The 16185-nt window shown below is 68.0% G+C and carries 15 protein-coding genes; 4 read left to right on the top strand and 11 right to left on the bottom strand.

Going from position 1 to position 16185, the window contains the following annotated elements:
- Nucleotides 1–135: 135 nt before the first annotated feature.
- The 5 genes from ACWDV4_RS23035 to ACWDV4_RS23015 form a co-directional block, all read right to left on the bottom strand.
- Entirely contained in the window at nt 136–978 is an 843-nt protein-coding gene (locus tag ACWDV4_RS23035; RefSeq protein ID WP_449982097.1) for an inositol monophosphatase family protein, read from the bottom strand.
- 4 nt (nt 979–982) lie between these two features.
- Complete coding sequence (locus tag ACWDV4_RS23030; RefSeq protein WP_449982094.1) at nt 983–1435, bottom strand: response regulator; 453 nt, start codon at nt 1433–1435, stop codon at nt 983–985.
- A complete protein-coding gene (locus ACWDV4_RS23025) occupies nt 1432–3141 on the bottom strand; it encodes a sensor histidine kinase (protein ID WP_449982158.1) in 1710 nt (569 codons plus the stop codon). Before ACWDV4_RS23025 ends, ACWDV4_RS23030 begins: the two co-directional genes overlap by 4 nt.
- Nucleotides 3141–4367: a PP2C family protein-serine/threonine phosphatase gene (locus ACWDV4_RS23020; RefSeq protein WP_449982091.1), complete on the bottom strand. Its 1227-nt coding sequence runs from the start codon at nt 4365–4367 to the stop codon at nt 3141–3143. Before ACWDV4_RS23020 ends, ACWDV4_RS23025 begins: the two co-directional genes overlap by 1 nt.
- A gap of 118 nt (nt 4368–4485) precedes the next feature.
- Nucleotides 4486–4866, bottom strand: a complete 381-nt coding sequence (locus ACWDV4_RS23015) for a hypothetical protein (RefSeq protein ID WP_449982088.1) — start codon at nt 4864–4866, stop codon at nt 4486–4488.
- Between the two features lie 101 nt (nt 4867–4967).
- Here ACWDV4_RS23015 and ACWDV4_RS23010 point away from each other — a divergent pair, with 101 nt between their 5' ends.
- Nucleotides 4968–7364 (top strand): M28 family peptidase, encoded by a 2397-nt coding sequence (locus ACWDV4_RS23010; RefSeq protein ID WP_449982155.1) that lies wholly within the window; start codon nt 4968–4970, stop codon nt 7362–7364.
- 609 nt (nt 7365–7973) lie between these two features.
- Complete coding sequence (locus tag ACWDV4_RS23005) at nt 7974–8888, top strand: DUF6879 family protein (RefSeq protein WP_449982085.1); 915 nt, start codon at nt 7974–7976, stop codon at nt 8886–8888.
- 81 nt (nt 8889–8969) lie between these two features.
- Here the strand turns inward: ACWDV4_RS23005 and ACWDV4_RS23000 are convergent, their stop codons facing one another.
- The 5 genes from ACWDV4_RS23000 to ACWDV4_RS22980 form a co-directional block, all read right to left on the bottom strand.
- Nucleotides 8970–9773, bottom strand: a complete 804-nt coding sequence (locus ACWDV4_RS23000; protein WP_449982084.1) for an SCO2525 family SAM-dependent methyltransferase — start codon at nt 9771–9773, stop codon at nt 8970–8972.
- 264 nt (nt 9774–10037) lie between these two features.
- Nucleotides 10038–10991: an FAD-dependent oxidoreductase gene (locus ACWDV4_RS22995; RefSeq protein ID WP_449982081.1), complete on the bottom strand. Its 954-nt coding sequence runs from the start codon at nt 10989–10991 to the stop codon at nt 10038–10040.
- Between the two features lie 187 nt (nt 10992–11178).
- Nucleotides 11179–11433 (bottom strand): Smr/MutS family protein, encoded by a 255-nt coding sequence (locus ACWDV4_RS22990; RefSeq protein WP_184534436.1) that lies wholly within the window; start codon nt 11431–11433, stop codon nt 11179–11181.
- A 179-nt stretch (nt 11434–11612) separates the two neighbouring features.
- A complete protein-coding gene (locus ACWDV4_RS22985; protein WP_449982078.1) occupies nt 11613–11981 on the bottom strand; it encodes a tetratricopeptide repeat protein in 369 nt (122 codons plus the stop codon).
- 99 nt (nt 11982–12080) lie between these two features.
- Nucleotides 12081–12833, bottom strand: coding sequence for an ROK family protein (locus tag ACWDV4_RS22980; RefSeq protein ID WP_449982075.1), 753 nt, complete (start codon nt 12831–12833; stop codon nt 12081–12083).
- Between the two features lie 89 nt (nt 12834–12922).
- Here ACWDV4_RS22980 and ACWDV4_RS22975 point away from each other — a divergent pair, with 89 nt between their 5' ends.
- Both ACWDV4_RS22975 and ACWDV4_RS22970 read left to right on the top strand, forming a co-directional pair.
- Nucleotides 12923–14560, top strand: coding sequence for an ABC-F family ATP-binding cassette domain-containing protein (locus ACWDV4_RS22975; protein ID WP_449982073.1), 1638 nt, complete (start codon nt 12923–12925; stop codon nt 14558–14560).
- 98 nt (nt 14561–14658) lie between these two features.
- Entirely contained in the window at nt 14659–15381 is a 723-nt protein-coding gene (locus tag ACWDV4_RS22970) for a methyltransferase domain-containing protein (RefSeq protein ID WP_449982070.1), read from the top strand.
- Nucleotides 15382–15424: 43 nt separating this feature from the next.
- Here ACWDV4_RS22970 and ACWDV4_RS22965 read toward each other — a convergent pair whose 3' ends face one another.
- Nucleotides 15425–16039: an NUDIX hydrolase gene (locus tag ACWDV4_RS22965; protein ID WP_449982152.1), complete on the bottom strand. Its 615-nt coding sequence runs from the start codon at nt 16037–16039 to the stop codon at nt 15425–15427.
- Between the last annotated feature and the right edge of the window lie 146 nt (nt 16040–16185).

The raw sequence follows: 16185 nt of genomic DNA, 5'->3' as shown, positions 1-16185 counted from the left end.
GATGCCGGTTGACTGCCGTCCTGGGCACGAAGCACAAATCCTTCCGTCGGCCGCCCACCCCCGGGTATGGCCAGCTGGCCAGTCGGCGGCAGCCACCGCCGGCACCCGGATGGACACCAGGGCGGCGACCGCGGGTCAGCCTACCGGACCCCTGCTGTGCCCTGGATCCGCCAACCCGTCCGCTCCGGCGAGCAGCGCCTCGTACACCTGCGACCAGACACGTTCGTTGGCGGCCACCAGGAGTCCGGACTGCTCGTCGGTCGGGTCGTAGGGGTTACCGTCCAGTCGGCGGACCACCCCGCCCGCCTCCTGTACCAGCAGTGCGCCGGGGGCGTGGTCCCATGGCAGCGTCCGCCAGAAGAGCGCGAACTGCTGTACGCCGAGCACGACGTCCGGGTATTCCTGACCGGCGCAGTGCTGTCCGGGCAGCAGTTCGCCCAGCCCTTTCGCCCCGGTCCGTACCCGGACCTGTAGTGCTGTCGGTAGGAACCGGGTCGACACCGCGCCACGCAGGGCCGAGCCGGGCAGCGCCAGGTCCACGCAGCGCACCCGCGCCCCATCCAGGTACGCCCCGCTGCCCGCCCGAGCCACCGCCAGCCGGTCGGCTACCGGATCGAGGATCCAGCTCGTTTCGGTGACCCCGTCCCGCAGCAGCGCCACCATCACGGCGAAGGGACGCTGGCCGGCGGCGAAGTTGGCCGTACCGTCGAGTGGGTCGACCAGCCACACCGGCGCCGTACCACGCAGGTGGTCGAGCAGCTCCGCGTCGGCGGCGACCTGCTCCTCACCGACGACGACGGAACCGGGCAGTAGCCGCCGCAGCCCATCGGAGATGATCCGCTCGGCCTCACGGTCGGCCACGGTCACCAGTTCGCCCGGTGACTTCTCCTCGATCTCCGCCTCGTCCAGCCGCCGGAACCGGGGCAGGATCGCGGTGGCAGCGGCTGCTCGCAGCAGCGACCCCACTTCTTCGATCATGGCGTCAGTTACGCGGCGGCAGTTTGACCACGCTGACGAAGAACTCGTCGATCTGCCGCACCACGGTGATGAACCGCTCGAAGTCGACCGGCTTGGTGACGTACGCGTTGGCGTGCAGTTGGTAGCTGCGCAGGATGTCCTCGTCGGCCTGGGACGTGGTCAGCACCACCACCGGGATCCGACAGAGCTGCTCGTCCTTCTTGATCTCAGCGAGCACCTCTCGCCCGTCCCGCTTGGGCAGGTTGAGGTCGAGCAGGATCAGGTCCGGCAGCACCACGTCGGCGTACTCGCCCTCCCGACGCAGGTAGGCCAGGGCCTCCGCACCGTCGGACACCACCGTCAACCGGTTACGCAGCTTGTGCTCCTCGAACGCCTCCTGCGTCATGAGCACATCGCCAGGATCGTCCTCGACGAGCAGCACCTCGATGGGGCTCTTGCCATCTGCTGGGGCCGTCATGTCGTCACCTCGTCCCGCTGGTTTCTCTTGGGGTCTTCTTCGTTGCCGTTGGCGTTCGGCTGGTCATCGGACAGCTCTGCGGCCGTCTCGGCCGTACGCTGCTCTGCGGCTGCCTCGGTCGAGGGCTGCTCCGCCGCCTCATCCTGGGTAGCGATCGCCGGCAGGGTGAACTTAATCTCCGTACCGCCGCCCTCGGCGGGAACGGCCCAGATCCGGCCATCGTGATACTCGATGATCTTCTTGGCGATCGCCAGGCCGATGCCGGTGCCCGGATAGGCGTCCTTCGAGTGCAGCCGCTGGAAGATAACGAAGATCTTGTCGGCGAACTCAGGCTCGATGCCGATGCCGTTGTCCCGGCAGGTGATCTCCCACTCGTCGCCCAACCGGCGGGCCGTGACATGCACCCGGGCTGGCACGTCGGGCCGGCGGAACTTCAGTGAGTTGCTCACCAAGTTGACCAACAGGTTGGTCAACAACGCCTCTTCGCCCCGGACGACCGGCAGTTCCGACCAGGTCAGCTCACCGTCGGCATTGCGTTGGGCCGTCTCGGTCTGCGACGACACCTCTGCCATCAGCTGATTCAGGTCAATGTCGGAGAAACCGCTGGTCAGCCGGCCGATCCGGGAGAAGGCAAGCAGGTCGTTGATCAGCCGCTGCATTCGCTGGGCCCCATCCACCGCGAAGGCGATGTACTGGTCGGCCCGCTCGTCGAGTTGACCCGCGTAGCGGCGTTGCAGCAACTGACAGAAGCTGGCCACCTTGCGCAACGGTTCCTGTAGGTCGTGTGAGGCCACGTAGGCGAACTGCTCCAGATCCCGGTTGGACCGGACCAGTTCCTCCGCCTGCTTCTCCAGCTGGCTGTTGACCCACTCGATCCGGGTACGCGCCTCGCGTACCTCGGCCAGGTCCTCGGCGATCTTCCGGCGCATCGCATCGATGTCGTCGGCGAGCCGGGACAACTCCGGCGGCCCGACGCGTTCGATGCTCTGTTCGTAGTTCCCCTGCGCGATGTGCCGGACCTGCGCGGCGAGTGCGGTCACCGGACCGATGACGAGCCGGTTCAGCGAGGTCAGCAGGGCGGTCCCGGCGATGAGTACGACGACCGCCGCGATGATGAGCAGCAGGACCAGCGCGTTACCGCTCTGCTTGGCGTCCTCGGCGACCTGGTTGCGCAACTCCAGAATCTGTTCCCCGAGTACGTCCACCGAGGCGCGCAGCTGGTCGAAGAGCTGCGTACGCTGCGCCGTGAGCAGGGCCTGCCCGGCCTCCGTACCGATGGCGGTGGTCGCATCGATGGCCGGTACGGCAATCGTGGCCCGCCACTGCTCGGCCTGGTCCCGGACGACAAACAACTGACGGCGGATGGCGGGCTGGCCGTCGAGCAGAGCGTCGATCGACGCGATCAGCTTCCGCTCGTTCTCGACACCGTTGCGGTACGTCACCAGCTCCTGCTGGTCCCCGGTGACCGCGTAGCCACGGACCCCGTTCTGCTGGTCGACCACCGCATTGAGCAGCCCCTGCACATCAATCCGCAGCGGGCCCGTCTTGTTGAGCAGGACGTCCAGGTACTCCCGGTTCTTGGCCGCCACCACCGCCTCACCGGCGGCCAACCCGGAGAGCAGCAGGCCGACCACGACCACCAGCACACCGACCCGACGACGCAGGGTCCAGCGGTTCTGTCCCGACACGGCAGCTGTCCGGCCCATCACCGACCGCCTCCCCGACTCACCAGCAACATCGCCACATCGTCGGCGAGCGGGCCACCGTTGAGTTCCTCGGCCCGGCCGACAAGCCACCCCGGCAGCTGGGGCAACGGCACATGGTGCGCATCGCCCGCCCCGAGCAGGGCGCTCAAACCCGGCACATCGAGCCGCTCGTTCCCCTTGCCGACCCGACCCTCGATCAGGCCGTCGGTGTACAGCAGCAGAGACCAGTCCGCTGTGTCGAAGTCCAACTCGAAGGCGACCGGCCGGCGGGGCTGTACGCCGAGCAACAGACCACTCGGGGCCGGCACCGGCAGGACCGTCCCGGCGGAGAGGAACAGCGGCGGCGGATGACCGGCGAGCCGTACCGTGGCCCGATTACGGGCCAGGTCGAGCCGGACAGCGGCCACGGTCGCGAAGATCTCCCGCGCCGATCGCTCACTGATCAGCACCTGCTCCACGGCGGGCAGCACCTCGTCGTCGGCGACACCGGCCAACGTCAGCGCCCGCCAGGCCACCCGCAGCTCGACACCGAGCGCCGCCTCGTCGACCCCGTGACCACAGACGTCCCCGATGATCAGGTCGATCCGGTCCGGCGCGGTCTGCACCACGTCGAAGAAGTCGCCACCGATCAACGCTTCATGTCGACCCGGACGATAGAAGGTGTGCACCGCCACCTGGTCGGTGTCCATCAGCGGTTGCGGCAGCAGTCCACGCTCCAGCCGAGCGGACTCCATCTGCCGCAACTCCACCTCGCGCAGCCGGCGGGCGTTCTCGTCGGCCCGCTTGCGCTCCACGGCGTAGTACAGCGCCCGGCTCAGCAGCACCCCGTCAACCTGGCCCTTGACCAGGTAGTCCTGTGCTCCTTCGGCCACCGCGCCGATGCCCAGGTGCTCGTCCTTGCGGCCGGTGAGCACGCACACCGCCGCCCGACTGGACATGTCCAGGACCTGGCGCAGTCCGTCGAGCCCCTCGGCGTCGGGCAGGCCGAGGTCGAGCAGCACACAGTCGACTCCACCGATGCGCTGCCGGGCCTGGGTCAGGCTGTTCGCGACAACCAGGTCGACCGCCGCGTCGGCCTCGGCCAGCAGTTCGCGGACCAGGAAGGCGTCTCCCTCGTCATCCTCGACGAGTAGGACCCGGAGCCGTGCCCCCTGGGACAGGCGTTGGGTGTCACCGGGACCACCGGGCACCTGGGCCGCTCGCGGGACGGTGGAGGAGCCGGTCACGTCGCCACCTCGCTCCTGCCGATGTATGGAATCTTCCCGAGCGTTCGCTGATCCTGCCTTACACGGCGTAGCCACACAACACAGGTGGCACCCGGGCCCGATGACACCATGCGAGCCGTCATCCGACGGGTCTCTCCGCGTCCGTTCCAGCCTCCCGCCGGACCCGTTCGGCCTGCTCGAAGATGCGTTCCGCCTGCTCGAAGATTACTGCGCCGAGCACTCCGTGTAGTCGACCGCAGTCCTGGCAGTGCAGGTTGTCGTCCAGTCGCCGACCACCGCAGCCCGCACAGGTGCCCCGGTCCGCCGGGTCACGGTAGCTGGACAACGCCTCGACCAGCGCTCGGGCCAGGTGCGGTGTGAGTCGGAACTCCCCCGACTCGTGCCCGTAGCGGATTCCGACCGTGCCGGCGGTGGCGGCCGGCTCCGGGTCGTACGGCGTGATCCGCTCGATGAACTCCCGCAGCGCGGTGAGCGGATCAGACACATGTGCTGATGCCATACGTTCCACGCTATGCGACCGGCCGGATGACCGGTAACCCACCGCGCCCGCGTGCGGGGCAGGATGGTGACCCCCGACACCATTCCAGGAGGAAACCCGTGGTGGGCCCACCTCTCACACCCCCGGCCGACCGGGCGCTGGCCCGGCCCGCGCGCCGCCCACTAGCCGCCGTGGCGGCGCTCGCCGCGCTACTCGCCGTCGGCGCCGCCGTCCTCTTCGACATCCGCACCCCGGCCCCGTTGGGCGTGGACGCCGCCGCCGACCGGTTCAGCGCCGAACGGGCGTACGGCAACCTGCGAGTCGTCGCCGACCGGCCGCATGTCGCCGGCAGCCCGGCCAACGATCAGGTCCGCACCCACGTCGAGGGGGTGCTGCGCGGTCTCGGTCTGGAGACCGAGGTGCAGGACACCATCGGCGCGGAGGCGGGCGAACTCAGCGGCGGCGCGGGAGGCAGCACCCTGGCCCACGTCCGCAACGTGGTGGCCCGACTGCCCGGAACCGACTCCACCGGCCGGATCTTCCTGGTCGCGCACTACGACTCGGTACAGGTCGGTCCCGGCGGCAACGACAACGCCGTCGGCACCTCGACCATCCTCGAAGTGGCCCGGGCGCTGACCGCCGGGCCCCGGCCGCGCAACGACATCGTCTTCGTACTTACCGACGCCGAGGAGGCGTGCCTCTGCGGTGCAGCGGCGTTCGCCTCCAGTCATCCGCTCGCCGCCGACGGCGGCGTGGTCATCAACCTTGAGGCCCGGGGCAGCACCGGACCGGTCATCATGTTCCAGACCTCGGAACGCAACGCCGCCCTGGTGGATGTCTTCGGCCGGGCCGCACCGCACCCGGTGGGTACGTCCTTCGCGGTCGAGGTCTACCGGCTGCTACCCAACGACACCGACTTCACTGCCTTCCTGGACAACGACTTCACCGGTCTCAACTCCGCCTACATCGACGGGGGCGCGATCTACCACACCCCGTTGGACACACCCGAGTCAGTGGACCGGGGCAGCCTGCAACAGCATGGCGACAACGCGCTGGCCCTGGCCCGCGAGTTCGGCCGGACGAACCTGAACGGGCTGGAGTCGTCCACCGACGCCACCTACTTCCCGGTCCCCGGCGGACTGGTCCGCTACCCGGGCTGGTTGACCTGGCCACTGGCGGTGCTCGCGGTCGGCGCGGTCGGTGTGCTGGGCTGGTTGGCCCGGCGGCGGGGCCGCACCTCGTGGCCTCGGCTCGCCGCCGGGTTCGGACTGACCCTGGTGCCCCTGGTGGTCGCACCGCTGACCGCGCAACTGCTGTGGTGGGGCATCACCACGATCCGCCCCGGCTATGCCCAACTGCTCGACCCGTACCGGCCGTGGTGGTTCCGCCTCTCGGTGGTCGCGCTGGCCACGGCGGTCCTGCTCGCCTGGTACGCCCTGACCCGGCGACGCACCGGTCCGGCGGCACTGGCCATCGGCGGGCTCGGCTGGCTGGCCGTACTCGGAGTGGTGTTCGCCGGGCTGACCCCCGGCGGGTCGTACCTCGCGACGTTGCCGGCGCTGGCTGGGGCGGTGGCGGGTGTGGTCGCGCTCCTGCTCCGACCCACCAACCCGGGGGCGGTGGTCGCCGGGGTAGCCGGTGCGGCGGTCGGCGTGGTCATCCTGTTGCCGACCGTGGTACTGCTCTTCCCCGCGCTGGGCATGAAACAGGGCGGGGTGGCCGCGCTGGTCGCCGTACTGCTCGGGCTGGCCGCACTGCCGGTGGTCGACCTGCTGCATCCGCAGGCCGGCGGGCAGCGGGCCATGGTCGCGGTCCGGGCCCGGCGAGCCGGCGCCGTGCCGGCGCTCGCCGCGACCCTCGCGGCGGTGGTGTTCGCCGGGGTCGGCCTGGCCGTCGACCGGTTCGACGCCGCGCATCCCGCGCCCACCCACCTGATGTACGCGTTGGACGCCAGCGCCGGCACCGCCCGCTGGTTGAGCCGCGAGACGGATCCGCAACCGTGGACCGCCCAGTACGTCGAGGCGTCCGCCCCGATCAGCGACGACTTCCCAGGGATCGGGCTGCCGGCCGCCAACGGCGGCAAGCTGCGTAGCGGCCCGGCCCAGGTGGCTGATCTGCCCGCCCCGACGGTCGAAAAGCTGGCCGACACCACCGCTGGTGGACTGCGTACGCTGCGCCTGCGGTTGCGCCCCCAGCGGCCGGTACGTCTGGTGACGCTGCACGTCGACGCGACGACGGCGACGGTGGAACAGGCGACCGTGGCCGGTCAGAGTGTTCCGGTACCGCCCGGCCCGGCCGAGCGCTGGAGTTTCGGTCTGGTCTTCCACGCCCCGCCCAGCGACGGCATCGAGGTCACCCTGGTGGTACGGCCGATCGGCGGTCAGGTGCAATTGCGGGCTATGGACGCCAGCGACGGGCTTACCGGCCTGCCCGGTTTCCAGCCTCGTCCGCCGGACGTGGGCATCGTCGGCTCACACAGTTCGGAGATGGTCGCGGTCGCCCGTACCTTCGCGTTGTGACCTGACCCGGCCTGACGTGACCTGACCTGCTCGTGGTGGCGGGTCGGCCCAGGTGAACGGTGGCGGGTCGGCCTGGGCCGACCCGCCACCGCCGAACCTGCCCGCAGCCGTCCAGGTCACGGGACTTACGTTCCACTGCTTGGAACGACTGAAGATGTTGGAGGGAAACAGCCCCTCCAGGGGCCATTTGGCTCCAACATCTCCCATGTCTCCGCCCACCACCCAGGCCGAAGACCCGCCCGACTCTGCCGAGGCTCTGGACCGCCACCCGGCCGGACTGCCATCGATATCAGACATTGCGGATGAACAGTCGGCGGGTGCCGCCTATTGCGAGGCGAGCACATAATGGAAGTTCTCCCGATCACCATCACAACATCACCACCGACGTCCTGTCGAACTGTCGACTACGACCGATTGATCACCGCGCCACCGTACCGGATTCACGACAAATCACCGCTATATCGGAACCATTCATCATGGGAGACGATAGTGCAGATAGGTCGATCCGAAGAGCAGCGACCACCCAAGGCCCATCGACGACTGATCGCCAAGATCCTCATTAGCCTCGCCGGCTTCCTCGTGGCATTCAGCATTTCCACATTCCTACCGTTGGGCAATCGGTCCGACTTGCTGTGGAATCTCGGCGTCTCCCTCTTCGTCGCGGCGGTGGTGTTCATCGCGCAATACCTGTTCGAGGTCGAGAAGCGGCTCTACTCGCTGGAGCAGAGGTTCGACGACTACCAGCAACGGACGCAGACCGAGCTGGCCCGGCACGCGGAGGCCACTGAACGACACCTGTCCGAGGGATTCTCGAAGATCCACCTGGCCACCGAACTGTTCGGCCTGGTCGAGGCGTCACAACTGAAGCCCGGCGAGATGGCCCAACTGACCAAGCTCGTACGCAACCGCACGAAAATCACCTCGGCAACGAGTCCGCTGGTGCAGGAGTTCGCCCAGACCGAGATCACCCGGCTGGCCGAATACCTCAAGCAGATCGGCGACGGCAGCGACCTGACGTACGAAGGGGAGGACCGGGACTGGATCCTCGGCCTGACGAAGGCCGCCAAGTCAAGCATCAAGGCCACCAGTCTGAGCACGCTGGACGCCGGTGGCCAGGGCTTCATGGACGGTAGCCTCTGGCAGAGCGATCTGGGTCAGCGCTACCTCGCCCTGCAACGACTGGCGATCAAGCGAGGCGTACGGATCCAACGAATCTTCATCATCGACCGGGAGGGCCTACAGGTCGAAGACCTCAACCAGGTCCTACAGATCCACCACAAAATCGGCGTCGAGGTCCGGACTCTGGGCACCAGTGCGGCAGCGGCCTTCCACTCCCAGTTGCGCGACTTCATCCTCTTCGACGAGGTGCTCAGCTACCAGTCCACGGCGGCAACCACCCTGGGGCAGCTGAATCCCAGCATCGTCAACACGACCCTGGTCACCGACCAGGAGCGGGTAAACAAGCGCATCCTCGAATTCGCGGATCTTTGGAACGCCGACGACGCTCGGGAGTTCCGACCCTGACTCCGCTGCGCACTCCGCGCAGAGTGGGGTAGGGCACGGTCGGTGCGCGCTCCAGCTTGCCCGAGCGCGCACCGACGGGTGTCACTGCGGGCCGGCAGCCGCCCGGCCAGTGGCGACGATCATGCCGCTGTAGCCATCCCGGAGCGGGGCACCGACCTCGATCAACGTAACCGTGACGCCGGTGGCGACCGTCGCCAGACAGTTCTCCACCTCGGTGGCGTCAATGGCGACGGCGGGAAACCAGTCGTCGCCGACGAAGTATCCCTGCGACTTCGCCATGAACGCGGTGGCGAACGGCGCATCCGGCTTGAGTGCCCCGACGAAGGCGTGCACCGCCCGACGGAACTCGGCCAGGTCGGTCGAGAGAGAGCAGGCGACGAAGAACATCGTGCCCAGGTCCCACCGGCGACCGGGCAGGTCGAAGACGCTGGCCTGGTGCACCTCGGTACGTTCGGCGAGCGCCGCTCGCGGGTCGGTCAACGCGGCGTAGGCAGGCTGCTCGCGGTAGACGTCCCAGAAGGCGTCCCAGTTGTCACCGAACCTCGTGACCTGGCGCTTGAGCCAGGCGACGTTGGACGCGCTGAACTCCCAGAGATCCAGCTGACTACAGAATGGCAGCATCGCCAACGACGGGTAGAGGTTCGCGCCGGCCCCCACGTCGACCGCCCGCCCCCGGGAATCGATATCCGCTCCAGCGAAGAAATCCCGAACGATCTTCATTATCTCGCGATCGTCGTCCCGCACCGCGCGATAGTTGTGATCGAAATAGGCGTCGGAATCGAAATGATCCCAGTCGAACTGATCATTGAAGCCCTGATCAGCTGCCCCTAAACGACCTTCAGTAACCCCTTCAACGCTCTCGGGGTACGGCCTCACGGCACTCATCCGATTATTCCCCCTTCACGTTGCCCGATCACCGGTGAACACCCAGCAATCGGCAAGCACCCTGGCAGTCACGATCACCAGAAAAATGCGGGATCTTTTCAGACTTCAATCCCGAAGTCTGAAATGACGATACGCGCAGCAAGCAAGGGACACAATTCGCCGGACGATGGAGTGAAATCGGCGAAACGTCTGCTTTGTGTCGCTCTTTGGTGGATCGTCGACACTCCGAGTGGATGGCGCACCGGCCGCGACCTTCTCGTGGCACTACCTGCCGACCAGGGTCACCACCTCGTCCGCGCATCCCCAGGAGAGGGTCAGTCCCGCACCACCGTGCCCGTAGTTGTGGATGACCGGGACACCTGCCACCGAGTCACGCTCGACCCGTACCCGGGGCCGACTGGGGCGCAGCCCCACCAGGATCTTGCGGATGGTGGCGTTCCGGAACCGTGGCTCCACTTCGGCACACCGTTCCAGGATGGCAATGGCGGAGGCCCGATCCGGTTCGAGACTGTCCGACCGTCGCAACGCGCACCCACCGAGCACGACGTGATCGCCGTGCGGCAGAAAGTAGGTCAGATCCTCGTTCTCGGCATTGTCCTGAAAGAAGGTATCCACACCGGGGTTGTCGACGACGACCAGCTGCCCCCGGGTCGGATAGACCTCATCGTCGGGGACCAGGAACCGGGAGCCCAACCCCGTGCAGTTGACCAGTAGTCCAGCGCTGCCGGCAACCTCGCGCAGGGAACCGATCGCGCCGATCTCGACGACCACCCCCAGTGCCGCCAGCCGCCGGGTCAGGTAGGCGAGATAACGCGGCATCTCCACCAGTGGAATCGTGTAGCGCCAGCCGCTGACGTACCGGGGCGGCAACTCGTCGGCCCGACACAACTCGAAGTCACTGACCCCGAGCGCCCACTGCGGCGGATCCATCGGATAGGGCGCCGCCTCCAGCCCTCGTACCAGGCGAACGCCGGAACTGGCGTCCGCCGCGAGTTTCTCCAGGGTGAGCCGGGTCTGTTCGCTCCAGTGCAGTACCCGCGGGTCGCTGACCATGTACGGACCCCAGCTCGCGCCAGCGGTGGCGGAGGTGGTCTCCAGCGGCGGACGCTCTGCCCGGACCCGAACGGAGAATCCCGCTTCGGCGAGACGAATCGCGGCGGTGAGGCCGGCTACACCCGCTCCGACTACCAGAGCGTCAGACTCTCCAGAGGTCGCCATTCGCTAATGCTATCGCCAGATCGATGCTCATCAGCAGATCAGTTTCGCTCTAACTGCCCTACAAATGAACAGCAGGCTGTCGGGATGACGACAGTCTGACAGATGAGGGTTTCCAGGACGATCAGCTTCGAGCCGATACGATCAATAGATAACCAACAACTTCCACGCGCAGCCCAGCGCTAACTCGTCATTTCCACCGGAAATGCACAAAGAGTCGGCCGAAGTTCTTCGAGTCCTTCTCCACCCGGTGATAGAGCTGCTTGACGTCCTTCTGGTCCAGGAAGCGCAGCACCCGCTTCTTGAGCTGCCCGGAGCCCTTACCTGGAATGATCTCTACCAGGGTCGCCTTCTTCGCCACCGCCTCATCGATGATCCCGCGCAGCGCCCGGTCGATGTCGTGGCCCCGATTGAAGATGTCGTGCAGGTCGAGCTTGAGCTTCATCGCATACCCGCCACCTGGTCAGCTCCCATGGCGACCAATCGTATGCCGACCTGACAGCGGGGCGGGGCAGCCATTCGACTGCCCCGCCCCGCTGTCCTGCCGACCTGCCCTGCCGACCTGCCCTGCTGGCCGTCCCTGCCTGCTGTCCTGCCGTACGCCGACCGCCGGACGATCGGCGGTCAGCGCCGGGAACCAACCCGGTCCTCCACCCGACGCAACGCGGTCAGGTAGTCCTCGTCGCCCGCCCGCATGGCGGCGGCGATACGGAGGTGACTCAGCGCCTCGTTGGGGCGGCCGACCCGCTCCAGGGTGCGGCCCAGCACGTGGTGTGCGTAGTGGTCGCTGGGGTCCCGATCCAGCAGAACCCGCAGTTGCTCCTCGGCCCGACCGAGCTGGGCCGACTGGAAGTAGGCCCGAGCCAGCAGTTGCCGTACGGCGGAATTGTCCGGTTCCGCCGCGATGATGGGTTCCAGCAGCCTGGCCGCCCCGGTCGGGTCCCCGGCCTCGAAGAACATGGTCGCTCGCCGGTACTCCTCCAGAAGATCCACGCCGCACCTCCTCGTTCGCGCCACCGCCTTCATCCGACGCTGACACAACCCCGCCAGCCCCGCAGATCTTCCCGGTTCCTCGTTCCCCCACCCGCTCGGTCAGCTGGGGCGGATCGTCCAGGCACGTACGCCGCCGAGGATGCCGGCGGTGTTGGGTACGACCACCACGTCGTCGCCCATCCGGGCCACCTGGTCCGGTCGGAGCAGTCGCGAGTTGCCCCCGCCCAGATAGAGCCGGTCCCACAGGAAGACTGGCCGCAGGCCCTCGACGACCCCGCGTACCCGCCGGGACCAGAACCCATCGCCCAGCCGGCGCCGTTCCGGCTCACCGACATAGGTGTCGTAACTCGTCCCCCACCGAAACGACGCCTGGGACAGCTCCAGATGCGGCGCGAGCGCACCCCCGTCGAAGAGCGCGCAGCCCAGTCCGGTGCCGAGGGTGAGGACCAGTTCCAGCCCGGTCCCGGCCACCACCCCGGCACCGTGCACCTCCGCGTCGTTGAGCACCAGCACCGGTACGCCAAACGCGTCGGCCAACCCACTCTGCACGTCGAACCCGGCCCACTCGGCGACCAGATCCGGCTCAACCCTGGTACGCGGCCCGGCCCGGGTTACGTAGTGCGGCGTGGACACCACCACACCGTGCCGGATCATCCCGGGCATCCCCACCGTCACCCGATCGGCCCGGGGCAGCTCACTGCCCAGATCGAGCAGGGTCTTGATGAAGTGGGCCGGGGGCAACGGGTACGGCGTGGGCACCCGGATCGGGCGGGCGCGCATCGTCCCCGCCTCGTCCAGTACCGAGCCCTTGATCCCGCCGCCACCGCAGTCGATGGCAAGAGTGGTCACCACAGGCACAGTCTGCCCGCAGCGCCCGCACCCCATCGGGCCGGCAGCAATTCGCTCGACATCTCCCCAGGTCCCGCTAGCATCGACAGGCCATGAGTGCCACATTGATCGCCAAAGACCTCACCGCCGGGCACGGCGATCGTCTCCTCTTCTCCGGGCTGGACCTGGTCGTCGCCCCGGGTGACGTGATCGGCCTGGTCGGCGTCAACGGCGCCGGGAAGTCGACACTGCTGCGCATCCTGGCGGGCCTGCACCCCGCCGAGCAGGGCACGGTGCAACTCAGCCCGCCGACCGCAACCGTCGGACACCTACCGCAGGAACCGGAACGTCGACCAGGCGAGACGGTACGTGCGTTCCTGGCCCGCCGTACCGGGGTCACCGCCGCCCAGGCGGCGCTGGACACGGCGACCGAAGCCCTGACGGTCGGCACACCGGGGGCGGACGACGCGTACTCGGTCGCCTTGGAACGCTGGCTGACCCTCGGCGGCGCGGACCTGCCGGAACGGGCCGAGCAGATAGCTGCGGAGTTGGGGCTGGCGGTCGACCTCGACCAGCCGATGACCACTCTCTCCGGCGGCCAAGCGGCCCGGGCCAGCATGGCTTCGCTGCTGCTCAGCCGATACGACATCTTCCTGCTCGACGAGCCCACCAACGACCTCGACCTGGCCGGCCTGGCCCGGCTGGAGCAGTTCGTCACCGGCCTGCGCGCCGGGACGGTGCTGGTCAGCCACGACCGGGAGTTCCTCACTCGTACCGTGAACCGAATCGTCGAGCTGGACCTGGCGCAGCAGCAGGTACGGCAGTACGGCGGCGGTTACACCGCCTACCTGGAGGAGCGGGAGATCGCCCGCCGCCAGGCACGCGCCGACTTCGAGGAGTACGCCGACACGAAGGCGAATCTGGAGGCGCGGGCGCGGATGCAGCGGGCCTGGATGGAGAAGGGCGTACGCAACGCCCGCCGTAAGGCCACCGACAACGACAAGTTCATCCCCCACTTCCGGGGCGAGTCGAGCGAGAAGCAGGCGGCGAAGGCCCGGCAGACCGAGCGGCTCATCGAGCGGCTGGATGTGGTCGAGGAGCCCCGCAAGGAGTGGGAGCTGCGGATGGAGATCGCCGCCGCACCCCGCGCCGGAGCGGTCGTCGCGGCGCTGCGGGACGCCACCGTACGCCGGGGCGACTTCACCCTTGGGCTGGTCAACCTCCAGGTGGACTGGGCCGACCGGATCGCGATCACCGGCGCGAACGGATCGGGCAAAACGACGCTGCTGGCCGCGCTGCTCGGCCGGCTCCCCCTGGACTCGGGACACGCCTCGCTCGGTCCCGGGGTAGTGGTCGGCGAGGTCGACCAGGCCCGGGGGCTCTTCTTCGGCGACCAGCCACTGTTGGACGCTTTCGGTGCCGCCGTACCGGAGTTGACACCGGCCGATGTACGGACCCTGCTGGCGAAGTTCGGCCTACGGTCGGCGCACGTGCTGCGGCCCGCGGTCACCCTCTCCCCCGGCGAGCGCACCCGGGCGGCGCTCGCCCTGCTCCAGGCGCGCGGGGTCAACCTGCTGGTCCTGGACGAGCCGACCAACCACCTCGACCTGGCCGCGATCGAGCAACTGGAGTCGGCGCTGGCGTCCTACCCAGGCACCCTGCTGCTGGTCACTCACGACCGGCGAATGCTCGACGCGGTGCAAACCAACCGGCGGATCCGGGTCGAATCCGGGCAGGTCACCGAGGAGTGACCGGCTAGCTGGCGGCAAGCGGGGTGTCGCCGGTCAGCGACCAGCGGTAGGCGTAACCGGGCCGAATCCGGGTAGCCCCGGCCGGGAGGTGACCGCCAATGGTCGTGCTGACGCAATCGTCACCCTCCGCCACCCGACTCCGGGCGGTGGACGACTTTCTCAGCGACGCGTACGCCGACCTGGTCAAACACGACGACCGGCTACGCGACACCGCGGTCGAGGTCCGGTTCGATCGCGGGGTCGCGCACCTCACCGGCGACGTCGCCGACGCTGCGGAACTGTTCCTGGTACGGCAGCTCGTCGGCCGGCTCGACGGGGTGTTCGCCGTCTGGTCCCGGGTACGAGTCGGCGGCCGGGCGCCGATCGTGCTGGACCTGGGCTGCGGCCCGGCCAAGCAGTACCCGGACAACCTGGGGTTCGACCTGCGGGTCGCGCCCGGGGTGCACGCCCAGGCCGACCTGTCCCGGTCGCTACCGGTCGCCGACGACTCGGTGGACGTGATCTTCACGGTGCACATCCTGGAACACCTGATCGACTTCTTGAGCCTGGTGGACGAGTGCCATCGGATACTCCGGCCCGGTGGTGTCCTGCACGTGATGAGCCCCTGGTGGGGGCATGTCAACGCGGTCGCCGACCCGACCCACGTACGACTGCTGGACGTCCAGACGATCAAGGGGATCTGTCAGCGGCCTCCCGGCACGCCCCGCTGGTATCCGCTGCACGCCGGCTGTGACGGTGCGTCGATCTTCGCCGACCTCACCCCGTTGGGCGGGGACGATCCGGATCCGTCGGCCAGTCATATGGCCCGGTTCTTCGACTAGCCGGCTGTTGGCTGTTCCTGCTACGAGGTGGCCGCCGCTCCTTCTACGAGGTGGCCGCCACGTCGAGGGCTGCGAGCAGCTTCTCCGTGAACCGGTGCAGCTGCGGGTCGAGAGTGTCGATCGGCTCGCTGAGCAGTTCGCGTGGGGTCACCCAGCGGATCGCCGAGAACTCCTCATCGTCGTACCAGGTGACTGTTTCGGCGTCGGCTTGCAGGACGTACCAAAACGAGACGTCGACATGTTGCCCGATGCCACGGGTGGTGGTGACGGTAAGGAAAAATGGCCGCTCCCCGATCAGCGGGGACGGTACGGCGTTGACCGCCAACTCCTCCTGGCACTCCCGCCGTACGGTCTCCCACGGGTGTTCCGCCGGTTCCACGTGCCCGCCGGCCGGTAGCCACAGCCCGGCCTTGCGATGCGCGACGAGCAACAGCTCACCGCGCCGCTCGTCGACCAGCACGAAATAGCTGACCAGGTGTTTCGCCGGTACGTCCGGCTTACGGATGCGATAGAGCGGGCTGCCGTCGGCGATCCACTCGGCCGTGTTGACGATGTCGGCCCGTTCCACGTCGTCCCACGGCTCGATCCCGGACAGCAGCTCCAGCAGGCGCATCCGGCGCAACTGCTCGGCAGTGTCTGGCGTACGGCCACGAGTCATGATCACTGCGGCATCTTGCCAGCGCCCTACGACATCGCCCAACCGGTTTCCGAAACAGTGATGTTTGCCCTTGCGGGCATAGATCAATGCCCATAGCTGTGCCTCCGTGTTTACCGTTCGATCAGCGGATCCGGCAAAGACTCGAC

The organism is Micromonospora sp. NPDC003197, from assembly GCF_053590565.1.
The sequence above is the reverse complement of the archived record's forward strand: the minus strand, read 5'-3'. Positions and strand labels throughout refer to the sequence as shown.

Bases quoted from the DNA above. Each gene is read 5' to 3' on its own strand.
- ACWDV4_RS23035 (WP_449982097.1), bottom strand. From the start codon at position 978: ATGATCGAAGAAGTGGGGTCGCTGCTGCGAGCAGCCGCTGCCACCGCG.
- ACWDV4_RS23030 (WP_449982094.1), bottom strand. From the start codon at position 1,435: ATGACGGCCCCAGCAGATGGCAAGAGCCCCATCGAGGTGCTGCTCGTC.
- ACWDV4_RS23025 (WP_449982158.1), bottom strand. From the start codon at position 3,141: ATGGGCCGGACAGCTGCCGTGTCGGGACAGAACCGCTGGACCCTGCGT.
- ACWDV4_RS23015 (WP_449982088.1), bottom strand. From the start codon at position 4,866: ATGGCATCAGCACATGTGTCTGATCCGCTCACCGCGCTGCGGGAGTTC.
- ACWDV4_RS23000 (WP_449982084.1), bottom strand. From the start codon at position 9,773: ATGAGTGCCGTGAGGCCGTACCCCGAGAGCGTTGAAGGGGTTACTGAA.
- ACWDV4_RS22995 (WP_449982081.1), bottom strand. From the start codon at position 10,991: ATGGCGACCTCTGGAGAGTCTGACGCTCTGGTAGTCGGAGCGGGTGTA.
- ACWDV4_RS22990 (WP_184534436.1), bottom strand. From the start codon at position 11,433: ATGAAGCTCAAGCTCGACCTGCACGACATCTTCAATCGGGGCCACGAC.
- ACWDV4_RS22975 (WP_449982073.1), top strand. From the start codon at position 12,923: ATGAGTGCCACATTGATCGCCAAAGACCTCACCGCCGGGCACGGCGAT.
- ACWDV4_RS22970 (WP_449982070.1), top strand. From the start codon at position 14,659: ATGGTCGTGCTGACGCAATCGTCACCCTCCGCCACCCGACTCCGGGCG.
- ACWDV4_RS22965 (WP_449982152.1), bottom strand. From the start codon at position 16,039: ATGACTCGTGGCCGTACGCCAGACACTGCCGAGCAGTTGCGCCGGATG.